This window comes from Ardenticatenales bacterium, assembly GCA_020634515.1.
GTDB lineage: Bacteria > Chloroflexota > Anaerolineae > Promineifilales > Promineifilaceae > JAGVTM01.
On record JACKBL010000011.1, the window covers coordinates 1 to 20,284 of the forward strand.

General features: G+C 56.0%; 17 protein-coding genes and 1 pseudogene. 11 read left to right on the top strand and 7 right to left on the bottom strand.

Annotated elements, in window-relative coordinates; translation table 11 throughout:
• Positions 1 to 753 precede the first annotated feature (753 nt).
• Together H6650_21785 and H6650_21790 are read right to left on the bottom strand one after the other, a co-directional pair.
• Positions 754 to 1,386 (bottom strand): hypothetical protein, encoded by a 633-nt coding sequence (locus H6650_21785; GenBank protein MCB8954645.1) that lies wholly within the window; start codon positions 1,384 to 1,386, stop codon positions 754 to 756.
• 256 nt (positions 1,387 to 1,642) lie between these two features.
• Positions 1,643 to 2,467 (bottom strand): hypothetical protein, encoded by an 825-nt coding sequence (locus tag H6650_21790; GenBank protein ID MCB8954646.1) that lies wholly within the window; start codon positions 2,465 to 2,467, stop codon positions 1,643 to 1,645.
• A gap of 247 nt (positions 2,468 to 2,714) precedes the next feature.
• Between H6650_21790 and H6650_21795 the strand changes: the two genes are divergently transcribed.
• Positions 2,715 to 5,474: an ATP-binding protein gene (locus H6650_21795; GenBank protein MCB8954647.1), complete on the top strand. Its 2,760-nt coding sequence runs from the start codon at positions 2,715 to 2,717 to the stop codon at positions 5,472 to 5,474.
• A 251-nt stretch (positions 5,475 to 5,725) separates the two neighbouring features.
• On the opposite strand, the gene H6650_21800 is transcribed toward H6650_21795, so the two are convergent.
• Genes H6650_21800 through queF form a run of 3 tightly spaced genes read right to left on the bottom strand, consistent with a single transcriptional unit; the run spans position 5,726 to position 7,385 of the window.
• Positions 5,726 to 6,244 (bottom strand): VUT family protein, encoded by a 519-nt coding sequence (locus H6650_21800; GenBank protein MCB8954648.1) that lies wholly within the window; start codon positions 6,242 to 6,244, stop codon positions 5,726 to 5,728.
• A 56-nt stretch (positions 6,245 to 6,300) separates the two neighbouring features.
• A complete protein-coding gene (queC, locus tag H6650_21805) occupies positions 6,301 to 6,966 on the bottom strand; it encodes a 7-cyano-7-deazaguanine synthase QueC (GenBank protein ID MCB8954649.1) in 666 nt (221 codons plus the stop codon).
• Positions 6,967 to 6,968: 2 nt separating this feature from the next.
• Positions 6,969 to 7,385, bottom strand: a complete 417-nt coding sequence (gene queF / locus H6650_21810; GenBank protein MCB8954650.1) for an NADPH-dependent 7-cyano-7-deazaguanine reductase QueF — start codon at positions 7,383 to 7,385, stop codon at positions 6,969 to 6,971.
• 231 nt (positions 7,386 to 7,616) lie between these two features.
• Between queF and cmr1 the strand changes: the two are divergent.
• From cmr1 to H6650_21860, 10 genes and pseudogenes are all read left to right on the top strand, one after another.
• A pseudogene (gene cmr1 / locus H6650_21815) lies at positions 7,617 to 7,883 on the top strand (type III-B CRISPR module RAMP protein Cmr1).
• 842 nt (positions 7,884 to 8,725) lie between these two features.
• Entirely contained in the window at positions 8,726 to 9,631 is a 906-nt protein-coding gene (locus tag H6650_21820; protein MCB8954651.1) for an AAA family ATPase, read from the top strand.
• Positions 9,628 to 11,013: a hypothetical protein gene (locus H6650_21825; GenBank protein ID MCB8954652.1), complete on the top strand. Its 1,386-nt coding sequence runs from the start codon at positions 9,628 to 9,630 to the stop codon at positions 11,011 to 11,013. The genes H6650_21820 and H6650_21825 overlap by 4 nt, the downstream gene beginning before the upstream one ends.
• A complete protein-coding gene (locus H6650_21830; GenBank protein MCB8954653.1) occupies positions 11,010 to 11,492 on the top strand; it encodes a nucleotidyltransferase domain-containing protein in 483 nt (160 codons plus the stop codon). Before H6650_21825 ends, H6650_21830 begins: the two co-directional genes overlap by 4 nt.
• A 70-nt stretch (positions 11,493 to 11,562) precedes the next feature.
• Positions 11,563 to 13,299, top strand: coding sequence for a CRISPR-associated protein Csx11 (locus tag H6650_21835; protein MCB8954654.1), 1,737 nt, complete (start codon positions 11,563 to 11,565; stop codon positions 13,297 to 13,299).
• Positions 13,300 to 14,441: 1,142 nt separating this feature from the next.
• Positions 14,442 to 14,642, top strand: a complete 201-nt coding sequence (locus H6650_21840) for a hypothetical protein (protein MCB8954655.1) — start codon at positions 14,442 to 14,444, stop codon at positions 14,640 to 14,642.
• A 22-nt stretch (positions 14,643 to 14,664) separates the two neighbouring features.
• Positions 14,665 to 15,699, top strand: a complete 1,035-nt coding sequence (locus H6650_21845) for a hypothetical protein (protein MCB8954656.1) — start codon at positions 14,665 to 14,667, stop codon at positions 15,697 to 15,699.
• Positions 15,692 to 16,702: a type III-B CRISPR module RAMP protein Cmr4 gene (gene cmr4, locus H6650_21850; protein MCB8954657.1), complete on the top strand. Its 1,011-nt coding sequence runs from the start codon at positions 15,692 to 15,694 to the stop codon at positions 16,700 to 16,702. Before H6650_21845 ends, cmr4 begins: the two co-directional genes overlap by 8 nt.
• Positions 16,702 to 17,151, top strand: a complete 450-nt coding sequence (locus H6650_21855; protein MCB8954658.1) for a hypothetical protein — start codon at positions 16,702 to 16,704, stop codon at positions 17,149 to 17,151. Before cmr4 ends, H6650_21855 begins: the two co-directional genes overlap by 1 nt.
• Positions 17,132 to 17,935, top strand: a complete 804-nt coding sequence (locus H6650_21860) for a hypothetical protein (GenBank protein ID MCB8954659.1) — start codon at positions 17,132 to 17,134, stop codon at positions 17,933 to 17,935. The genes H6650_21855 and H6650_21860 overlap by 20 nt, the downstream gene beginning before the upstream one ends.
• Positions 17,936 to 18,049: 114 nt before the next feature.
• Here H6650_21860 and H6650_21865 read toward each other — a convergent pair whose 3' ends face one another.
• Complete coding sequence (locus H6650_21865; protein ID MCB8954660.1) at positions 18,050 to 19,174, bottom strand: hypothetical protein; 1,125 nt, start codon at positions 19,172 to 19,174, stop codon at positions 18,050 to 18,052.
• A 15-nt stretch (positions 19,175 to 19,189) separates the two neighbouring features.
• On the bottom strand, positions 19,190 to 20,170 hold the full coding sequence (locus H6650_21870; GenBank protein MCB8954661.1) for a prolyl oligopeptidase family serine peptidase: 981 nt from the start codon (positions 20,168 to 20,170) through the stop codon (positions 19,190 to 19,192).
• Between the last annotated feature and the right edge of the window lie 114 nt (positions 20,171 to 20,284).

Consider the following 20,284-nt stretch of genomic DNA (forward strand, 5'->3'; position numbering starts at 1 on the left):
CCTTCGTCTAGCGTAAGGTGTTGTCTCCCGGTCATCTCGCCCGAATTTACGGCCTGTGCGGGCGAGATGGCGCGGAGACGAGGCCGCTTGTTTCCTACAGGTCTATTCCGCGCCATCCCGCCCCTACCATAATTGGAATTGCTGCTGGCGGTAGCTCGAGAGCGTTCTTGCAGAGTGTATAGCGCCCGGGTTTTGAGGATAGTTAGCTGGTCAATCTGGGCCAGCAGGCGATCTAACTGTGCATCTTCAACAAGGGATAAACCTTCCTGCTCCTGGCGGGCCAGGAGGCCATCAGCCTTAAATTCAAAAGCGCCAGGGCAGCGACTTTCCCGCCCGGAGGAGATGGCCCAAGTATGGCGGCAGCGCCAACTGCTACCAATCTACAGATGGGAGTAACCGTTCACTCCCCCGTAGGTTGAGCCTGTCGAAACCGGTTCCCTTCGGCAGGCTCAGGGAGCGGAGGTGAATGGTTGCGGATGCAGTCGGCTTCGGTCTGTCATTTGCCGGCATCCAGACATAGACAACCACCCATCAATTCTCAATTTGCCGGCATCGCTTCAGTCAGAACGTTCCGGCGACGGGAGTGGAGGCTTTAGCCGGAACCGGTGCGAGAGGAACCGGCTAAAGCCTTGACGCCGAGTTTTTAACGAGTCCGGGGCGGCACAGAACGCAAAAGCCCCCAACCGGGAGGGGGTGGAGGGCTTTTGGAGGGGAGGCGGGTTGGCGAGGGTGGGATTCGCCGGGGTGTTGGGGTTAGGGTTCCTGGTAGTCAATCACCAACGTGGGATGCGTGCCCGGATTGGCGTGATTGCGGCTGCGCACGTCGTTCTTGAAGGGACCGCCAGGGGCCTCCTCGCGCAGACCCAGCCCGCGGTTGGGGTATGTGCCATCGGCCCATGCCTGCACCTGCGGGGCCACGTCGAAGACGTTCCAGCCCAGGGTCATCACCTGCGGCGCGGTGGGCATAATCACGCTGCCCGTGGCCCAATCAATCTGACCGGCCACAACCGGGCGCGGTTCGCCGCTGATGGCATCGACAAAGACGCGCAATTCGGCGTGTAGGACACAGGAACCTGCCGGCATTCCACCCGGGTTCGGCGGATTCGTGGCCGGGGGGAAAGGCATCAAAGCGCGGAAATCATTACCCGCGCCCCCCGTGCTGCCCACATAAATGTGCGCATCCGTGCGCGGTGCATAGCCCGCCGCTGTGCGCGTCACGTCATACGGGTGCGACTGCACGGCAAAACCGGTGTGTATTGGCCCTGTGCAGGCCGTGGGCGCGGTGGGCGAGGCTTCCTCCGCTCCCGCCGCAAAGACGGACGTGCCAGAAAGAACGAGAACGAGAGCCAGAACGAACAAAACGAGACTGAATTTTTTCTTGGACATGATTTATCTCCTGAAAATAGTGATGAGGGGCGAGTGATGAGGGGCGCGTTTGCGTGTTGATTGCTATGCGCCACCTGTTCCCTGCAAACGCTTTCTTGTTGATAATCGGATCATACGCCAATCCCCCGCCCCAAAATCTCGCATTCACCCCGCTTTGTCTCACGTCGTCAGCGCCTCCCCCAAAAACAAAAAAAATCCCAGGCCCGTCCCCAGGCCTGGGATACCCCCCCCAAAACTGTCAACCGCCAACGCTCTCCTAATTCCCCACCATCGAACAACCCGGATCAACCTCCAACTCATACAATCGCCCCTCCGCCAGGGTTTGCTGATTGGTCGGGTTGTACCCAATGAATATCGGCACGCTCGAAGTCGTCATCGTCACCATTGGCGCGGCGCTGGACCCCGTACTGCGCACGGTTCCGTTCGCCCAGTGACGCCACCCGCAGTTGACGCCATTGCACACCAGGTCCGTGCGCACCCCGTTCCACGGGGCGCGCGGGCGAAATGGCGTGCTGTTGACGTGGTAATTGCCCAACGAAAAACGCAGCACCGTCAGCGCGGGCGCGCCTGTCCCCACAAAAGGCATTTCATACTGTACGTCTGGGTGCGAAAACAGGGGATTCATGCCGGCATTCACAAACGCCCCCAGAGCCACGATCCCCTGCCCCCAGGCATGTCCATCAGCCGGGCAGTTGGCCATCGGCGGCAAAATCAATGCCCCACCCGTCATATCCGCCACCTGCGCCGCCAAATCAGGCATCTGGCATTGCAGATACCCCGTTGGTCCCATAATGGCCTGGTTCATGTTGATCACCGCCCCCGCTTGCGGCGCACAGGAGGGGGAAATGTCTATTGTTCGTTCATACTGCGCCATCCCTACCCGCGCCGTAATCAACACCGTAGCCGAAATCGTCGTTGCCGGAAACTGCACATGCATCATCCATTTCGCACGCGCGGACGGCAACGCCAAATCCCCTTCCGTCTCCGCTGCCTGCGTCGTGCCATACACTCCCAGCAGCGCCACCGCCAGAATCCCGACCAAAAGTACCCACCGCCCCGCCGTAAATGACTGCTTCTCCATGGCCATCACGCTCCTTTGCTCTTGATTTTTTGTGATACGCACAATCTCGCTATAATCAATTTTAGTAACTGCTAAGCCAGATTGGACCAATTTTCTCTGGTGAAATTGGTCCAATGTCCAGAGAGTGTTAGTAGTTACCAATTTTAGTCGAAAAAATGGCGATAAGGTCTCAAACAGGCCGTCTTTTGTCTCACAAACCCCTGGCAAAATTGCCAATCGGTCTCCCCGCGTTCGGGCCGCGCCGCGAATGATTTACCGCCAAAGCGTCCCCCCCCTTACCCCCATGAAAACAGGCATGACGGAAGCCAGCAAGGATTTTGTACAACAGCTCAAGCAAGCACTCAAGCATTATCACGATGCGGAGTGGTTGGGGCAACATGTGCCTCTTGCCGCCCCTTACTTTTTGGGCGCGGCGGCTCTTTCCGGCGAACGCCAGGCGTTTCGCCCCCCTAACCTTGTTGCGGCTCGTGGCGAGGCGCTGCGCCGGGCAGTGCGGCAATCAGCAAACACGCTCTGGGGAGAAACCGGTCCCGCCAACCGGGAGCAGATCGAACAGGCCATGCCCGCCATCTTGCAGACCCCTGGCTCTCCTCGTTATAGTTTCCTTGTGCTGGAACTGCGCTACTTTCATCGGTTCTTCAAGCCCCGCCGCCTTTCGCAAATATGGGAAGAGTTCTTAGGCCAGTCGCGCGCTGAATTTTACCGCGACGTGGATACCGCCGTCAGCCATCTGAGCCAGGCGCTGCTTTCCCAACTGCGACCGACCTTTCGCCTGGAGCAGCCGCCCCGCGCTGATGCTTTCATTGGGCGGGAAAAGCCGTTGCGCCGTGGTCTGGAAGCATTGGTGGCCGGGCAGAGCGTGGCCCTTAGCGGTCCCGGCGGCGTTGGCAAGACCACGCTCGCGGCCGTCATCGCCGCGACCTGGCCGCATGGCGCCGTTTTCTGGTTTACGGTGCGTCCGACGCTGAATGATCATCTGAGCAGCTTGCTTTACAGCCTGGGCTTTTTCCTGCACCAGCAGGGGGCGGACAGCCTGTGGCAGATGCTGGCGACGGATGGGGGCGCGGGGATGGATACGAATCTGGCGTTGGGGTTGGCGCGGGAGGACCTGGCGCGGCTGCGCCGGACGCCGCCGCTGCTTTGCTTTGATGAGGTGGACCGCCTGCGCCCGCCGGATATTGAGCATCTCCCCCCGGCGCACGCGCAGTTGTTGGAGTTTCTGGATAGCCTGCGTGGGCTGGTGCCGCTGCTGATTGTGGGGCAGCGGGCGGTGGTGGATACGGATGTGCATGAAGCTTTGAGTGGATTGCCGGCATCGGAGATAGCCCGAATGTTAGCCGACGTCGATTTTCCCATAGCCCCTGCCGATTTATCCCGTTTGCACGAATACACCAATGGGAATCCCCGCCTGCTGCGCCTGTTTATGGCCCTGCGTCAGTCGCCTGATGCGGAGGTTGAGCCACCGGACCTGGCGCAATCATTGGCGCGGATGGCCGACGCGCCCGCCTTGCGGCCCTTGTTTGACCGGCTCTGGCTGCGCACCAGTTCCGCGGAGCGACGCTTGCTGCAATCGCTGGCCGTATTTCGCGCCCCCGCGCCGTCGGACGCCTGGGGAGAGCAGGCGGCGGCCTGGCGTAGTTTGCGCGGACGAGGGCTGCTGCTGGAAGATGGGTGGGGGGGCGTCATGTTGTGGCCGGCATTGCGGGAACTCCTGTACGCGGAGTTGTCGGCGGAGCTGCGGGAGCGGCTGCACACGGCGGCGGCGGGGGTGCGCGCGGCGCGGGGCGAATATACGGCTGCCGCCTATCATTTATGGCAGGCGGGCGCGTTGAAGGCGGCGGTGCAGTTGTGGTTTCCGCGGCGCGAGGCGGAGATTCAGCGGGGGCAGGGGGCGGCGGCGCTGGCGATCTTTGGGGAGATTTCGGCGCGCCGTCTGGGGAAGCGGGAGCAGCGGGCGCTGGCGCTGCTGCGGGCGGAGTTGTACCAGCTTCAGGGGGAGGCGGCGCGCGGGCTGGCGGGTCTGGAGGGGGTGGATTGGCCGGATGGGGCGACGCTGACGGTGTCGGCGCGGGCGCTGCAAGGGGCTTTTCTGGAGGCGTTGGGGCAGCCGGATGCCGCGCTGGCGTCGTATGAGGCGGGGATGGCGGCGGCGTTGGGCTTGCTGCACCGGTTGGCGTTGCTACGCGAGCAGCGGGCGCGGTTGTTTGTGCGGCAGCGGCAAATGCCGGGGGCGTGGCGGGAGGCGCGGCTGGCGCAGTATGAGGCGGAGAATTTGCAGGGGGTGGTTTTGGCGGAACAGGGGCGGTATGCGGATGCGTATTTGTCGTATCAGCGGGCGTTGGTGGTGGCGGAGAGTGTGGGGTATGATGCCGGCATTGCCCGCACCCACCGCGACCTCATCACCCTCCTCAGCCGCCAGGGCCGCCTGGACGACGTCATCGCCCACGCCGAAAAAGCCATCACCTACTACGACCGCATTGGCGACCGCCTCAACCGGGAAACCGTGCGCAGCATCCTCTCCTCGACCTACATCCAGACACAGCAGTACGACCTCGCCGTGCAGGCCGCCGCGCAGGCGCTCCCCTTTTTCCAGCGCATCAGCCACGCCCACGGCATTGGGGCCACCGCCGCCAACCTGGCCGAAGGGCACTACGGCCTGGGCAATCTGGCGGAAGCGCGCCATTATGCCCTGCTGGTGCTGGAGCAGGAAGAGCCATTTACCCACCCCTACGCCCTGTTTACGCTGGGACTGGTGGCGCGGGCGCAAGATCGCCCGGACGAAGCCACCCATGCTTTTGCCGCCTCCGCCGACATCGCCGCGCAAAACGAAGACCGCTTTATGCTGGCCTATGCCCGCCGCGCCCAGGCGGAGCAGTTCCTGGCGCAGGCGCAGTTGGCTGAAGCCCGCGAAGCCGCCGCTGAAGCCTTTGTCCTTTTTACTGATTTGGGCATGGCGCAAGAGGCGGCGCAGACTGCGGAACTGCAGCGGAAGCTGGAGAAGAATTAGGTTCTTTCGGATTTCGCGGGGTCTGCCCCACATATGGGTTTGGAGTGGAGGCTTTAGCCGGTTCTTGCGCACATATTCCGGCTAAAGCCTCCACTCCCCGCGAATTCCTGGAGAACCAATTAACCGTTTTCTTCCTAATGTCCTGTCAAGGGTGTTTTGATGGTAAACCGTAGGTCAATTCGCTGAATTGACCGGACAAGACAGCGTCTTGTCCTACGGCGCGTTTCCATCGTTTTATGCGTGACAGGACACTAAATCGGCTGCTGCGTTTCCATGCCGGCATTCCGCCGTTGTTCTGCCCAGTGCAAAATGAGCGACCAGACAAAGCCGCCGCCCGTTTTTGCCAGAAACTGCCCCAGGACGATGGGCCAGAGGAAACTGCCGAAGGCCAGGGTGGGGAAAACGAGGGAGTCCACGGCGGCGCTGGGGACGTTGCTGCCGTTGACGCGCAGCCAGCGGGGGTAGCGGTCCAGCCATTGGTAGACGAGGGCGTCCACGCTGGCGGCGGCGGCGAAGGCGGCGAATGAAGCGAGGGCGATTGGTCCCGCGTTTCGATTCAGCAGCCACGACAAGAGCGACCCCGCCGCAATCAACCCGGCCATTTTCGGCAGTAGTTGATTCCCGCGCCAGGCGTCATGCAGCCGATCCCGCGCCGTCAGGTCCAGTCCAATAAACAAGAATGCGTTGACAATGGTCACGCCGGGGCCAAACGCGGCCACGCTCAAATTGGCCAATACGATGGCACTCAAATAAAGCAAAACGTAGATCATTAATCCTCCGGGAGTTTGCGGGTTTGCGCGCCGCGCGTTCGCTCGCCCCTTGCCCTTCACGCATAGGGCAGCGGGTCCGTTAGGCCTACTGCGGCGAAGGCTTGCAGCCGTTCGGCACAGGTGGGGCAGTGCCCGCAGGCGCGCTCGCCGCCGGCGTAGCAGGACCATGTTTTCGCGTAGTCAATGCCAAGTAAAAGGCCCAGGCGCAACAGGTCTGCTTTGCTGTGATGCACGAAGGGGGCGTGAATCTGGATGGGTGTTTTACGGTTCAGGGCGTAGACGTGGTTTAGTCGTGCCAGGAAGTCGGGGGTTGTGTCCCAGTAGCCGTAGAGATCGTGCCGTTGCGCGCCGTAGTAGACGTCGCTGACGCCGTGGGATTCGGCGTAGGCGGCGGCCAGGGCGAGGAAGATCATGTTGCGGTTGGGGACGTAGGTGGGGGGTTGGGGGTTTCCGTGTATGTCGTTTGCCTGGGGGATGGGAATGCCGGCATCTACCAGCGCCGAATGAGCAAACAGGACAGCCAGTGGTGACAGGTCCAGCACCAGATGTTCCTGGCAGCCCAATAGCGCGGCTTGCGCGCGGGCGCAATCAATTTCACGGGCATGTTTTTGCCCATAGCGGAAGGTGATAATGGCCGGATGGCGTTGTTCCGTCCGCACCAGATGGTGCAATAGCGTAACGCTGTCCAGGCCGCCGCTGACGATGGCAACGGAATCAATCATGTTTACCTCGAAAAACCCGGTTTTTCTAAAAAACCGGGTTTTTGGCGTTCGGCGATGGCCGTCATTTGCAACCCGCCGCGCACGTTTTGCTGTAGAGTGACCCGGCAGAAGGTGGGTTGGAGGGCGTTGAAGATGTCGTCGGCGATGGCGCTGGCCAGCCCTTCGCCAAAAATGCGCTCGTCGCGGAAGCTCCACAGGTACAGTTTCAGGCTTTTGCTTTCCACGCATAGTTGGTCGGGGTGGTATTCAATTTCTACTGTGTTGAAGTCGGGTTGGCCGGTGACGGGGCAAAAGCTGGTGAGTTCGTCGCTGTGGAAGCGCACGATGGTGACGTGGGGTGGTTTGGGGAAGGTGTCCAGTTCTTTGCTGGGGGCGTTCATCGGGCGACCCAGTGCCCGGAATGGGACTTCGGGGTTCATGTGTTTGTTCTCCAAGACAAAAAAAGCGACGCGCTGCCAAAGCGCGTCGCACTTGATCAGCGGTTTTGTTAAGCCGGGTGGGGGCCGTGCCCTTTTCCGCGACCGGCGGTCAATTGGGTGGGATTATAGCAGGATTTTGGGTGTCTTGTTAGTGAAGGTGTATGTGGGGGAAAAACACGCCATTTTGGGTATAATTTTTTCCATGAGCAAATTACGGCCAGGAGGAATCAAATGGATCCATTAACCATCACCCTCAGAACCCTTACCCCCCTGTGGACCGGCGGCGTCGAAACCGGCAAAATGGAGCGCATCCACGAAACCGGCATCATCGGCAGCCTGCGCTGGTGGTACGAAGCCATCGTCCGTGGCCTGGGCGGCCATGCCTGTGATCCCACCACCCATGCCTGTATTTACAACAATACAGACAAACCCAACAATGGTTTGTGTGATGTCTGCCAGATGTTTGGGGCAACCGGTTGGCGGCGACGGTTTTCCATGCAAATAACCGCTGAAACAAGCCCGGCCTGGAAAGATGATAACCACCCTCTCAACATTCGCCCCTATGGCCGTATCCGAGGCTGGTATTTGCAACCCGGCCAAATCGGCACCATAACGATACACCTTACTGGCGATCTGCAAACCCGGCAAAAATTGAAAGCCGCCTTTTTGTTTATGGAAAAATATGGCAACCTGGGGGCACGACCACAATTGGGGTATGGGCGCTTTCAAATCATTGACATCAAAAATGATCCTGGCCCTTATACCTGGGAACCCAAGGGACAGTTGGAACTAAACACGCTGCCAGATTTACGCGCTTTCACCTTCTTTACCCTACAGTTTCAGCCACGCCAGGAAGATTGGTGGCAACGAATTTCTGGTATTCGCCAACTTCTCCGCTACCAACAAGGAGTGATAGCCAATCTGGTTAACCAATATCATACCCTGCCAACCACCCCTACCCTGAAAAATCATTTGCGTTTTAATCAGACCCCTGATTGGTCGCCAGAGATAGGGCAATGGCTCTTTGGGACACTGAAGGGCAACTATCGGTTACGTAGCAAAATCAGCTTGAGTTGGGCCTACCGCCAACAAAGTTGGTGGCAGATAGATGGTTGGGTTTATCTGCCGCCAGACAAATTGGGCAAAACCAACGCCCGTGAAATAGCCCAACGACTTCAACAAGCTCTACACACTCCTCAAAACTGGTTATCGGGTCTTGAATTAGGAAGTGGCAGCTATTCGCAGGCTCAAGTACAAATAATGCCGGCAGATTCTCCCTGGACTGCACACACACCATCGCAAATAACCCATTTCTTAAACCAGACAAATTCAGGTGACACATGATCGACAGTATCCAAATTCGAGATTTTCGCGGTATTCAGCATGGGCAGATCAAAGGGTTTCGCCAACTAAACATCCTGGTTGGCCCCAATAACTCTGGGAAATCCGCCTTGATGGAAGCGTTGTACCTGACTGGCACGGTTGCCCGCCCGGCTACACTTCAGGCCCAATATGGGGAATCTATCAGCTATGATGTGACCGTAGCCGCTGCCGATCTCTCCGGCAAACACCCGCAAACACGCCTTTGGGAACGTGCTAAAGCCGGCAGTCGTGAGGGATATAACAAAGTCATCAGTGGCTTGAAGGGGAAGGAAGGTGTATTGGAACCCCTTCGTTCTTCCATCTCATTAGAACGTGTTTTGCTACTCTTCGATCAAGAGAATGATCAGCAAGCTGAAGATCGCTGTAGGAAAATTGAAGCTGACCTGCGCTGGTCTGATCCCGACGGATGTTGGCAGTCATTTACTTTTGAATCCATTGCCGGTTGGCCCAACATCTTTGAACATTACTCAAACAAATTGCATATTGTCCTGCATATTGCTGACGTGAGGGTGGAGGGCCTTCAGGGTGCAGATTTCGATGGCTACTTATTGCAGTTGTTACAGGGGCCGGCCAGTCAGAATATCGCTGAAAAACTGCTGGCTACCCAAAGTCAGTTGGCAAACCGGTTGTTGAAAAAGGGCGAGGAGGAGTTTACTGTGTTGATGCAAAGTAACGGCCATCCCTGGACTCACGCCAAGTCCTGGCTCTATGCTTACATCACTGCCTTTCAGTTTCGCCAATCCCACGTTTGGTTCGCTCGAGATATTGTTGAGAAGGCCCCTGAAGATCAATTACGCCAGGTTTTTGCTTCTCTAATTGCAGCCTGGGAATGCTTGATTCATAATGTCGGAGAATTGTCATGAACTATGAATTCCACGCCCACCTGCCCCTGGCCTTGCAGGACGCTGGCACACAATCAGCGGCTATTGATTTTCTGGCTGGCAAACAATCTCATCCACCCCATGCCTGGCCAGAGTTGGCTGCTCTCGATGATGATGGGGCACGCATGGCTTTATTGGCGCAAATGCTGGTTTTTACCTCATATAAAGACCAGGCCAGAGTGGGGGCGCGGAATGACCCTGGTGGCTACCTTTTCTGGCTGGAGCATGGTGCCAGGGAGTTTCTAACCCGGCAACGGCATCGGTTAAATGAGTTGAACCTGGATCAATCCAGCCGTTCTTTGCCCGATTTAAGCCTGCTGCCCTTTGGCACATTTGCCCTCCACTTTACCTTCACCCTCACCAGCCCCTACCTCAGCAAAGATGACACCGCCCTGCATCTGCTGGACAATCCGATGAAGAAAGAGTGGCTCTTCAAACTGCCTTATGTCGCTTCTACTCAATGGAAGGGAACGTTACAGGCCACCATGGTGAAGCAGTTGGTTGAATGGTGGCAGGGCCTGGGTGAAGCAGAGCAATCGCAGCGGATGCAGCGGAAACAGTTTGTGGCTCAACGCATCCAATTAACGCGCTTGTTTGGCACGGAGATTGAAAATACCCGGCGTTATCTGGTGCAATGTGGGGATGAGAAGCTAGATAGATGGTACAAGCGTTATGTGCGTCGCTTCCTATCTAGTACAGGCTTTTTGGCTGGACGCCTCTATTTCTACCCCACCTTTTTTGACCAACTCAGTTTGGAGGTGATTAACCCTCACGACCGGGAGACGGGGGCCGGCAAACTGCCCATCTACTTTGAGGCGGTTCCGGCTGGGGCTTCCGCCAGTTTCACCCTGCTCTACACGCCGCTGGACCGCGTTGGTGAAGATGCGACGGAAACCCGCCGCCAGGTGTTCGCCGACTTGCAACTGCTGGCCGAGGGTCTGGAATCGCTTTTTACCGTTTATGGCTTTGGCGCCAAGACCAGCAGCGGGTTTGGGCTGGCAGAACTGACAGGGGAGGGACACTTAGCCCTTTACTACCCTGCCGCCAAATCACAATCGCCTCGCCCCCAGGAGCCGCTCTACCCAGAAGCTGTGCGGGAATTTTTGGAAAACTATCCGCCTGAGTATCTGGACATGAAGCCGAAACAACTCAAAGACGCTGGCGTACCCAACCGTATGCGTCAGCAGGCAAAAGAGATTAAGAAGTTGTATCAGCAATACCAAAGCGACCTGGACCAGTACCAAAGTACGCTAACCGAATGGGAAACAGCCGCCACCACACCCTCACCACCAATAACAGAACGAGGCTTCTGCGCATTTTCTGATCTGGTAGACATTTTTGATTCTGTGGGAGGCGATATATGAGCCAACTTACCCAAACCAGCGTTATCCAACAACTTCAGCCTGTGGTCACTGTTTTGCAAGAGGCATTGGGCGATGATCTGGTTGCTCTTGTTCTCTTCGGTTCCCGCGCCTGCGGTGATGCCACCCCAGACAGCGATTGGGATGTGCTGCTGCTGGCCCACAACCTGCCGGAACGTCCCTTTCCCCGTCATCGCTACTTGCAAAAGCTGTTGCCCCCGCCCTGGCGCACCCAAATCTCCTTACTGGCCAAAACCCTTGCCGAATTTGAAACTGCTGTGCCCCCCCTCTTTCTGGACATCGCCCTGGATGGCATCATTCTCTACGACCCGGACCATTACGCTGCCAACCGGCTCGCCTATCTCCATAAACTTCTGCAAACCAAGGGGCTGTTCCGCCGACAACAGGGTAAAGAGATGATCTGGCTTTGGCAAAGCTTTCCGGGCCTCAACTGGCAGATTACCTGGGAGGAAACAGCATGAATCTATACTCTGTTTGCCGGCATTCTGGCAAAGAAACCACTGCCCAAAACCTAACACAAGAAGGTGACACATGAGCCAATTAGACCAACTCGCTCAACACCGAGATGCCATCCTGTTGGCGGAAGCTGTTGGCTGGCTCCATGATTACCGCAAGTGTTCCGAGGAACAACTGCAAACCAAGGCTGCCAACCCTGGTGGCAATGCGATCACTCGCGCAGAACTTACCAATCGGTTCGCTAATCTCAACTCTGTATTACTAACAATTGCTTCCGTTACGGAGCAGGTTCCCGATTTACTAAATCAGCCGAGGGGCCAAGCCCACAACCTTAGTACATCATTTCTGCAACAATATCTTGCCCGTTGCCACAACACTGCTCATTTTGATAAGCAGGATCCGTTGAATAGCGGTAAACAGAACTTCCCCGGAACACAGGTTAGTACAGCTTTTGGATATGAAACGTCTGTTGGTTCCAATTTGACCACGCAGTTATGGGCACTTCCCTGGAATAACTTAACTACGCTTAATACGAACAACCGGAATAGCCTGCGCAAAACAGTGAAAAAACTGTTTGCTACAGTTGGAGCAGATACACGTCGTCCCATCAACGAGATCAACTTATGGGATTGGGGGGTATTGGTTGGCGGGCTTTATAAAGCGGCCATTGCTGCTGTGATTTTTGGTCACCAACCCGCCAATCGCGATCTACGTTGGCAATTGCTTGGCATCCGCACCGACGCATTGGCCTATTTGACCAACGTGTCTCGTCTGCCAGATCTGATAGCTCGTCAAAACACACTGCAAGCCGCTATCGACAATGTGCAAACCCTGCTGGAAGAGACATACCCGTTAGCCGCAGAAGTGTATCGGGACGAAAACGGCTCACTCTATGTTGTGCCTAACTTGCCTAATTTGCTTGCCCTACAAGATGGTGGCGACCAAACACTGCAAACTCATATTGAGCAGCAATTTGCCACAGATGGAGAAGTTGTACCGCAAATTACACTCGATCCGACGGCATGGTGGGGTCAAGACCCTGATTGGCAAGGAAGGGACAAAATCCCGCCAGCCGGAACCATCCTCTCTATACCGGCAACGCCAGAAAGCGATGCCACCGTCATTAACGAAGCATGGCAAAACCAACAACAAACCATTTGCCCCATTTGTGGGTTACGTCCCTGCATTAACAGACAACTGGACTATTGCCAGGTATGTGGTGAACGGCGCAAAGGGCGAGTGGTTGAATGGTTACAAGATCAGAGCAAAACGATCTGGTTGGATGAGGTTGCAGACAGGCATGGCCGTCTTGCGCTTATTACTGGCTCGTTTGACCTTGTTGACTGGCTCAGTGGTGTTTTGGTAGAAACTTTATTGGTCAAAGAACCTGCAGCAAGCAACCTGCCAATTTCTAAAACCCCTTCCTTCGCCCGCTTACGCCGTATCTGGCAAACTACCCAAACTTTCTGGGAACAATCTCAAACTGGTATCAACCAGATTCTCACTGACCTTCGCAGGCGACTGACCATCACACTGGGCAATCAACCGAACCTTAAAGCAAACCAAACTTATGAATTGGATTTGCTGGGCCAGACACAATTGAGCGTGTTGTGGGATGGAGAACAGTTAATCAGTATTGATAACCTTTCTTACACGGCAGGGCAGTTGAACATCGAAAAAGAAAAATGGCGGACGCCTGTAGATGCGGCTCTGGAAGTTGGCGTGTGGCTCGATGAGCGCAAAAACCGGTTTTTTCAACTCATCTCTGATGATGAGAGAAATACTCCTAGTTCAAACGGAATTTGTGTCTGAAAGGAAACTGAGGCATTGTTGGGCTTGTGACAGAACCAACAATCCCTCAGCAACGCAAGTATAGCACAGACAAAAACAACGCTCGGTGGGAATCACGACGGATTGTGATTCCAATGCAGTACGAAGAGTACCAAGAAACGATGACCGACCCACAACAAGCCAAAACCTACATTGAACAACAAATGGCAAGCCATCCCGAATTGTTTCCACCAGCTATGCAAGCCGGATACAAACTGCACGGATGGACAAGGCCATCGAAGAAAATGCCAGAAGTACACTTGCGCCGCATTCGGTTACAGATAGAGAATGAAGCGGGGCAAAAGCTGGCCTACACCATTGCCCCATGCGACCTGCTGCCTTATCTGGTAGGAACGGTAACAGAAGTAGAGAAGGCGCTCTTCTTGAAGCAGTTCGGTGTTCCCGATTGGGCGTTGACTTACGTGTTTGGGCGCAACGATAGCTATTGGTACCGTCTTACCGAGTCGTTTGGTCGATTCAGTCTAGTGGGAACGACCGTGAAAGAAGCAGAAAAGCTGCCAACTGATCTGTTAGCAGATGAAAAACATGCCAAAGCCCATGGCGGCAAATGGTACGTAGCCACGACAGTAGCCCAGGATTGCGTACTGGGGGCGGCTGTATCCCAGAGCGCCGATGCAGAAGGGTTGACCGCTGCTTACGAGGTATTCAAAGAAGAAGCACAGCAGCTAAACCCCAGTTACAAACCCGATTCGGTCAATGTAGATGGATGGGCAGCGACAAGTAAGGCATGGCAGACCCTGTTTCCAGCCATCACAATTATCCTGTGCTTTTTACATGCCTTCATCAAAATACGGGGGCGATGCAAGCGATTGGGTAACACCTACACCCAAATCAAACAGCAAGTGTGGGGTATCTACCAGGCGACAAGTCGTCCCGATTTCAAACAGGGCATTACCATGCTTCAGCAGTGGGTGATGCACAATCGAGACAAGTTAAGTGGTTATGCAATCGAGGCCATAGACAAACTATGTCAGCGAGCTGACCAATACTGTCTCGCATTTGACCATCCTACAGCCCACCGTACCAGCAATATGCTTGACCGCCACATGGGGCTTATGGCTCGCTGGCTAGCGGGTGGACGATATTTTCATGGGAATCTACAAGTGGCTGACCTGAGGACACGTGCGTGGGCGTTGTTGCACAACTTTCGCCCTTACTGTCCGCGATCAAAAGTGAGCAAGGAGTATCAGTCACCTGCTCACAAGCTGAATGGATTTGTTTATCGAGAAAACTGGCTAGAAAACCTCTTGGTTGCCTCATCTAATCAGGGGTTTAGGTGTAGCCACAAAAAACGATTGAACTAGAAATACTCAATATGATGTCAGATTGGCCGGCATTAATTATCAAGACAGTGATTACGCTACGGTTATCCCTATCCTCGCCCAACCTCGCACCTTCATGGCTATGGTGCCGGCAAACAAAGCCCTAGATGTGATTGACGCCATCAAGACCAAATACGAACGGGAAATGGGCAAGGTGCGGAACCGGCTGCCGCTGCACCTGGGCATTGTCTATTTCCATCGGCGCACCCCATTGCGGGCGGCGCTGGATGCGGGACGGCGGATGTTGAAGTATGAAGGAGGAAGGGCGAAGGACGAAACGTGGACGGTAAAGCAGGATGCCCCAAAAGGTGTACTACCTGATGAGAAAAAATGCCTGGCTACGGGGACGCAACAATTCGCAGAAACAATAACAGTCGAATTGGAGCAAAACGAACGTTCCCTTACCTGGTATGTTCCGGCCAAGATGGGGGATGGGCAAACCGATGACAATTGGTATCCCTATGTTTTTGTCCAGAACGATGTCAGCGGCCGGCAGTATGTCTTCAAAGGGTTACGCCCCAAGCGTGATGGAACAACGGAAGAGTGTTGGCTGGTCCATGCTGCTGAACTCAAGAAAGACGACCAGATTTATTTCACGCCGGCTACCCTGGATTTTCAATGGCTGGACAGCGCAGGCCAGCGTTTCGCCATCGCCTACGATGATGATGGCCGGCGGCGTGACCATCGTGACTTTCCTGCCCGCCCCTATTTGCTCGATGAATTGACGACGATCAACAGGGCGTGGAAGATGATTTCTGAGGCGGATGGGCTGAGTAGTAGCCAGATTTATATTTTGCGCGATTTGGTTGAGGCGAAACGGGAAAGCTGGGAGCCGACGCCGGAGCAGTGTCAAAAAGATGGTATGTTCAGGCGTTTTTGCCGCGATGCGGTCGCCAATGCCAATTGGAAAGAAGAACCCGACAAAGAAGTTGATCAACTGACCAACTGGGTCGTTTCTGGGCTTTTCACGGATGTGGTGCAATTGTATATGGGCATTATGAAGGAAAAACCGCAACGGGAGGAAGAAGAAAATGGGTGATTATTACCGACAAGAACGCTATTTACTGATGACGCTGGACCCGCTGCACGTGGGCACGGGGGGCAATCGGCTGGGGCGGGTAGACCTGAGCATTGTGCGTGAACCGGGAACCCGGCTGCCTAAAATTCCGGGCACGTCTTTGCATGGGGCGATACGCCAATATGCGGCGGTTCGCTATGAAAAGATTTCCTGTGCCGGCAGCGGGCAAGGCAAACAGGAACATTGCCGCAGTCGCCAGTGCCCCATTTGCTATACATTTGGCTACCTGAAAGGTCAGGCCGGTGGAGAAAGTGGAAGGGTAAGCATTGGGGATGCGCGGTTGCTCCTTTTCCCCGTTTATTCTCTGGCCGGGCCAATATGGGTCACTTGTCCCGGCATTTTGCGTGAATTTGACGTCCCCGAACAAGACCCGGTTCGAGAAGAAGACGGAAAAGAGGTTCAACTGGTTAAGCTCCCCTCCGATCTGCAAGCGCAGAGCTACCTTAACCTGGGGTGGTTAATGTTGGAGAAGGCGGGTGATGTGTTTGACTGGTCAGAAAAGATAAATGGTATTCCTGAGGAAATTCAAAAGCGGGTTGTTCTCGTTTCTGACAAGCTTTTTAGCCAGATTGTCAACTCAAACTTGGAAGTACGCACCTCGGTCAGCATTGACCCGGAGACCGGAGCGGCGGCGGACAAGGCATTGTTTACTTATGAAGCGATTCCCCGCTCCGCCATCCTCTGGCTGGATGTGGTAGAGGATGATTTTAAGGGCGCTAAGGACCGCCACTTTCCTCGAACTGAGAATAAGTGCAAGGTTGAAGAGGTTGAGAAGGAAAACGGCGCGAAAGAGGATCGTTATACGGACAATGCCGGCAATCCGTTGGGGAATGGAGAGGTATGGGAGAAACCGCTTGATGTCGTGACTGCCGGCATTAAACTGGCTAAACTACTCGGCGTCGGCGGCATGGGCACACGCGGTTTTGGCCGGGTGCGTACCGTGGCCCATTGGGAGGTAAAGTGATGACCACGCTCAATCTGGACCAAAAAGCGGCTCAATATGCCCAGAAAATGGTAATCAATGCCGAAGGTACGAAAGATGTTAAAAAACCAATAGATACGCTGGAACGTTTAGTAACCAAAACATTAGGGGTGTTACAGGAACAAGGCGTTTATGCTGCTATCCTGTTCCTTTATTCACGTACCAGCGATGAAGCAAAGATTGCTCCTGCTATTCGTTGTTCTCTTTTTCGGTTGATGCAAGATCGGGAGAAGAATCACGAACTTTATCCATTTAAAGACAAATCAGTGCCAACTGATGATGCCGATGCTGAAACGGCTTTAGCCTTTTACAGCGGCACTGTCTGCAACGACCTGGACACGCTGCTCCTGGTCAAAGACCTCTACGAGCAAACCCTGATTTATGCCCGCTACGGGGCAAAGGCAGCGGGGAATGAGTTGGCAGCAATATGACCTGGTCTTCCACCTGCTGTCGCCGCTGCACATTGGCGCCCGCAAGGTGAGCAACTTGCAGCAAACACGGGGCTATGTGACCGGCAAAGTATTCTGGGCCGCCCTTACAGCCCATATCACCCGTGAAACCATCTCACAGCCGTACGGCGAAGATTATCGGAATATTGGGCAGGATGTTCAAGAATACTTTCGTTTTAGCTATTTGTATCCCGCGCTGCGCGTTGATGGTGAATATCAGGTTCATTACCCCTGGCAAGATGATTTCGACTACCTGTTCCTGAACAGTTACGCCAGCACAGCCCTCAACTACGATAGCTTCAGCGCGGAAGATGCGATGCTGCACGAAACAGAGTTCATTGCTCCCGTGACACGCACCCGAGAGCCTGTTTATTTGCAGGGTTCTATTCTTGTACGGGAGGGATTGCCGGCAGAATTGCACGCGTGGCCGGACGTACTCAACAGATTGCAATTCGGCGGCGAACGGGGCTATGGCTGGGGCCGCGTCGCCTTGAGCCACAAATCAAATGGCCAGGCCATTTCCGGCGAACCACTTGGGGAGGCGGTAAAAGGCAAGGACGGGTGCTGGCGCATTACCGCTCATCTCAAGACCGAAGGCGCCACCGGCATCAGCGGCCCAGTTGAACCATTGATCGGCTGGGAACGAGCCGGGGACAACGAAACCACCTGGAGACTCAGCAAAAAAGCGGTTATTACTTACGCGCCAGGAGCGCAGGTACAGTCCCCGGAAACATTCCAGATTGTGGCGCATGGGTTGTGGCGGTAAACGAATGGGGGGGCTGCCGGCAAATCATCCACCCAATTCCGCCAACATAGATGCGAACGGCCAATGAACCCGGATTGGTTCATTCTCCAAGAATGAACCAATCTAAAACGAAAGCTACAGCGCGGCCTGGAGAAAGGGGTGAGCGTCCATGCGGCGCATCAGCGCGTAGCGCCTGCTGTGTTTTGCGCGCAGGTTTTGCACGCGCCGCCGGTAATCGGCTTCGGTCCCCTGGTGTCGCGCCAGATCATGCAACTTGACGAGCAATCCGACTGCCTCATCGTAAGCAGGGCCATTCCCCTGTTCAATAGACATCGTGACCAAACTCCAGGTGGACTCTTCTCTGGCGGCCAGCGATTCCAACTCTTGCAGGCGGCGCGCTTCCGCCGCCGCGCGCGCTTTCTGGCGTTGGCGCTGTTTGATGGATTCGATCTGTTCGCGGAGTTGTTGCACGGTGCGCTGCCCCTGTTTGGGTCTGCGGGAGGCGGTGGGGTGGCTGTCTTGTAAGTGGCGGCGCAAGAGAATGTCCAGGTTGGGTTCACCCGCGACCAACCGCTGCAGCCATGCTTGCTGATCGGCAGGTGACATTCTGGCAATGGCCGTCTCCCAATTCTGCTTTTTCTGATCCGTGGCCGGGGCGCTGCCGGCATTTGCCACCTGCAATAATGTCTTATCCAACTGAAAAAGGTCGCAAAACGCGCGCAACGGCGGCGTCAGGTTGTCAAGACCCGGCGGCGGCGGCGGTTCCATCTCCTCACCTTCGAATTCCCACTCATTGGCTACGGCGACACGCAGCCACGCCAGATAAAGAAGGCGATAATCCTGCCGCATGAGATCGCCGCGTAGCGGCAGCAGCGCATCCAGGCTCCCTTCCCCCTCTATCCAATAGTCAAATCCACCATCCTGGTTATAGGTGAGTTCGAGGATCGTGTACTCCTCGCCCTCCGTGATGGTGATGCTATCTTCAATCGCATAAGGCGCAACCTCGGAGAGGGGGATTAAGCTTTTGGGGAAACGAAAAGCCAGTGTTATGGTTCCCCAGTTGGCAATGTAGAACATCGCATCGTAGTAGCGGGCGAGGATGTCCAGGGGGGCGCCACGAAAATCGCTGTAGCTGTAGGTGAAGACAGCGCGTGTGGGGTGGGGATCAACACGGCTGGAAAGACGCGCCACGGCGGTCTGTTCCGCCGGTGTCAGTGGGCGATCCAGGGCGCGAAATTCGTAGTATTGGTATTCAGACATGGTCAAAACCTCTGGTTATCGCCCGCCGCCGCCGAGGGCGTCGCGGAAGAAGGCGACGAGGCGTTGTTCGTATTCCGCCGGCATGTCGCGGGCGGTTTGGACGTGTTCCACGCCGGGGACGATCCAGACGGTGACGTTGGCGCCTGTTTCTTGCGCCAGCGCCGCCAACCGCTCCGTATGACTGACGAGCACGCGTGTGTCGCCCGTGCCGTGGACAATGAACATGGGGCGGCCATTGTCGTCGCGCACGGCGTCGGATGGGTTGTGGGCGACGATGTTGTCGCCGGCGGCGAGGCGGGCAATGACGATGGCCCCGGTGTACATGAAGGTGGGGACGTGGTTGCGGGTGAGTTCTTCGCGGATGATTTGTGGCAGGTTCTCGAAGGGGGAGTCCACGAAGATGGCGGCCAACCGGGGTTCCTGGTCGAAGGCGATGAGGGCGGTGGCCGCGCCGAGGGAGTTGCCAAGGATGCCGATGCGTTCGGGGGGGATGCCTTTAGCCGTTTGCAGCCAGTCCCAGGCGCCGAGGGCGTCCTGGTACTCTTCGTTGCCGATGGCGGAGCGCCCGTCTTCGATGTCGGAGTCGCCTACGTCGCGCACGTCGATCATGAGGACGTTGAACCCGTTGCGCCAGAGCATGAATGCCGGCACTAAAATCTGCGGCGCATGTTTACAAGACCCCAACCCATGCACCAGAATCACGGCGGGCGCGTCCGCGGCGGCCTCCATATACCAGCCGGCAATGTTCAGCCCCTCCTGACGGCTGGGGAAGCGTACCGTCTCATAGGAAGGGGGAAAAGCGTAGCTGGCGTAGTCGAAATCATCTCCCCACCAGCCGGCGAGATCGCGGAAATCGTCGGGCCGGTTGGCGGCGTGGATGTCGCAGCTATTAGCGACATTGGAGAGCTGTTGATAGAGGACGTAGCTGACGCCCAGATAGGCGACAACGAGCAGAACGACGAGTATACCCAGAACAATAAGTAGTTTTTTTCGCATGGAACAACCTCCGGCGCAAGTATCCCATAAGTGCCATGCACCTTCAAGAATCAGATGATGGATGAAGGTGGCGGGTATCTATTCGAAGGTGGCAACCGCAGGGTCAGGTAGCGG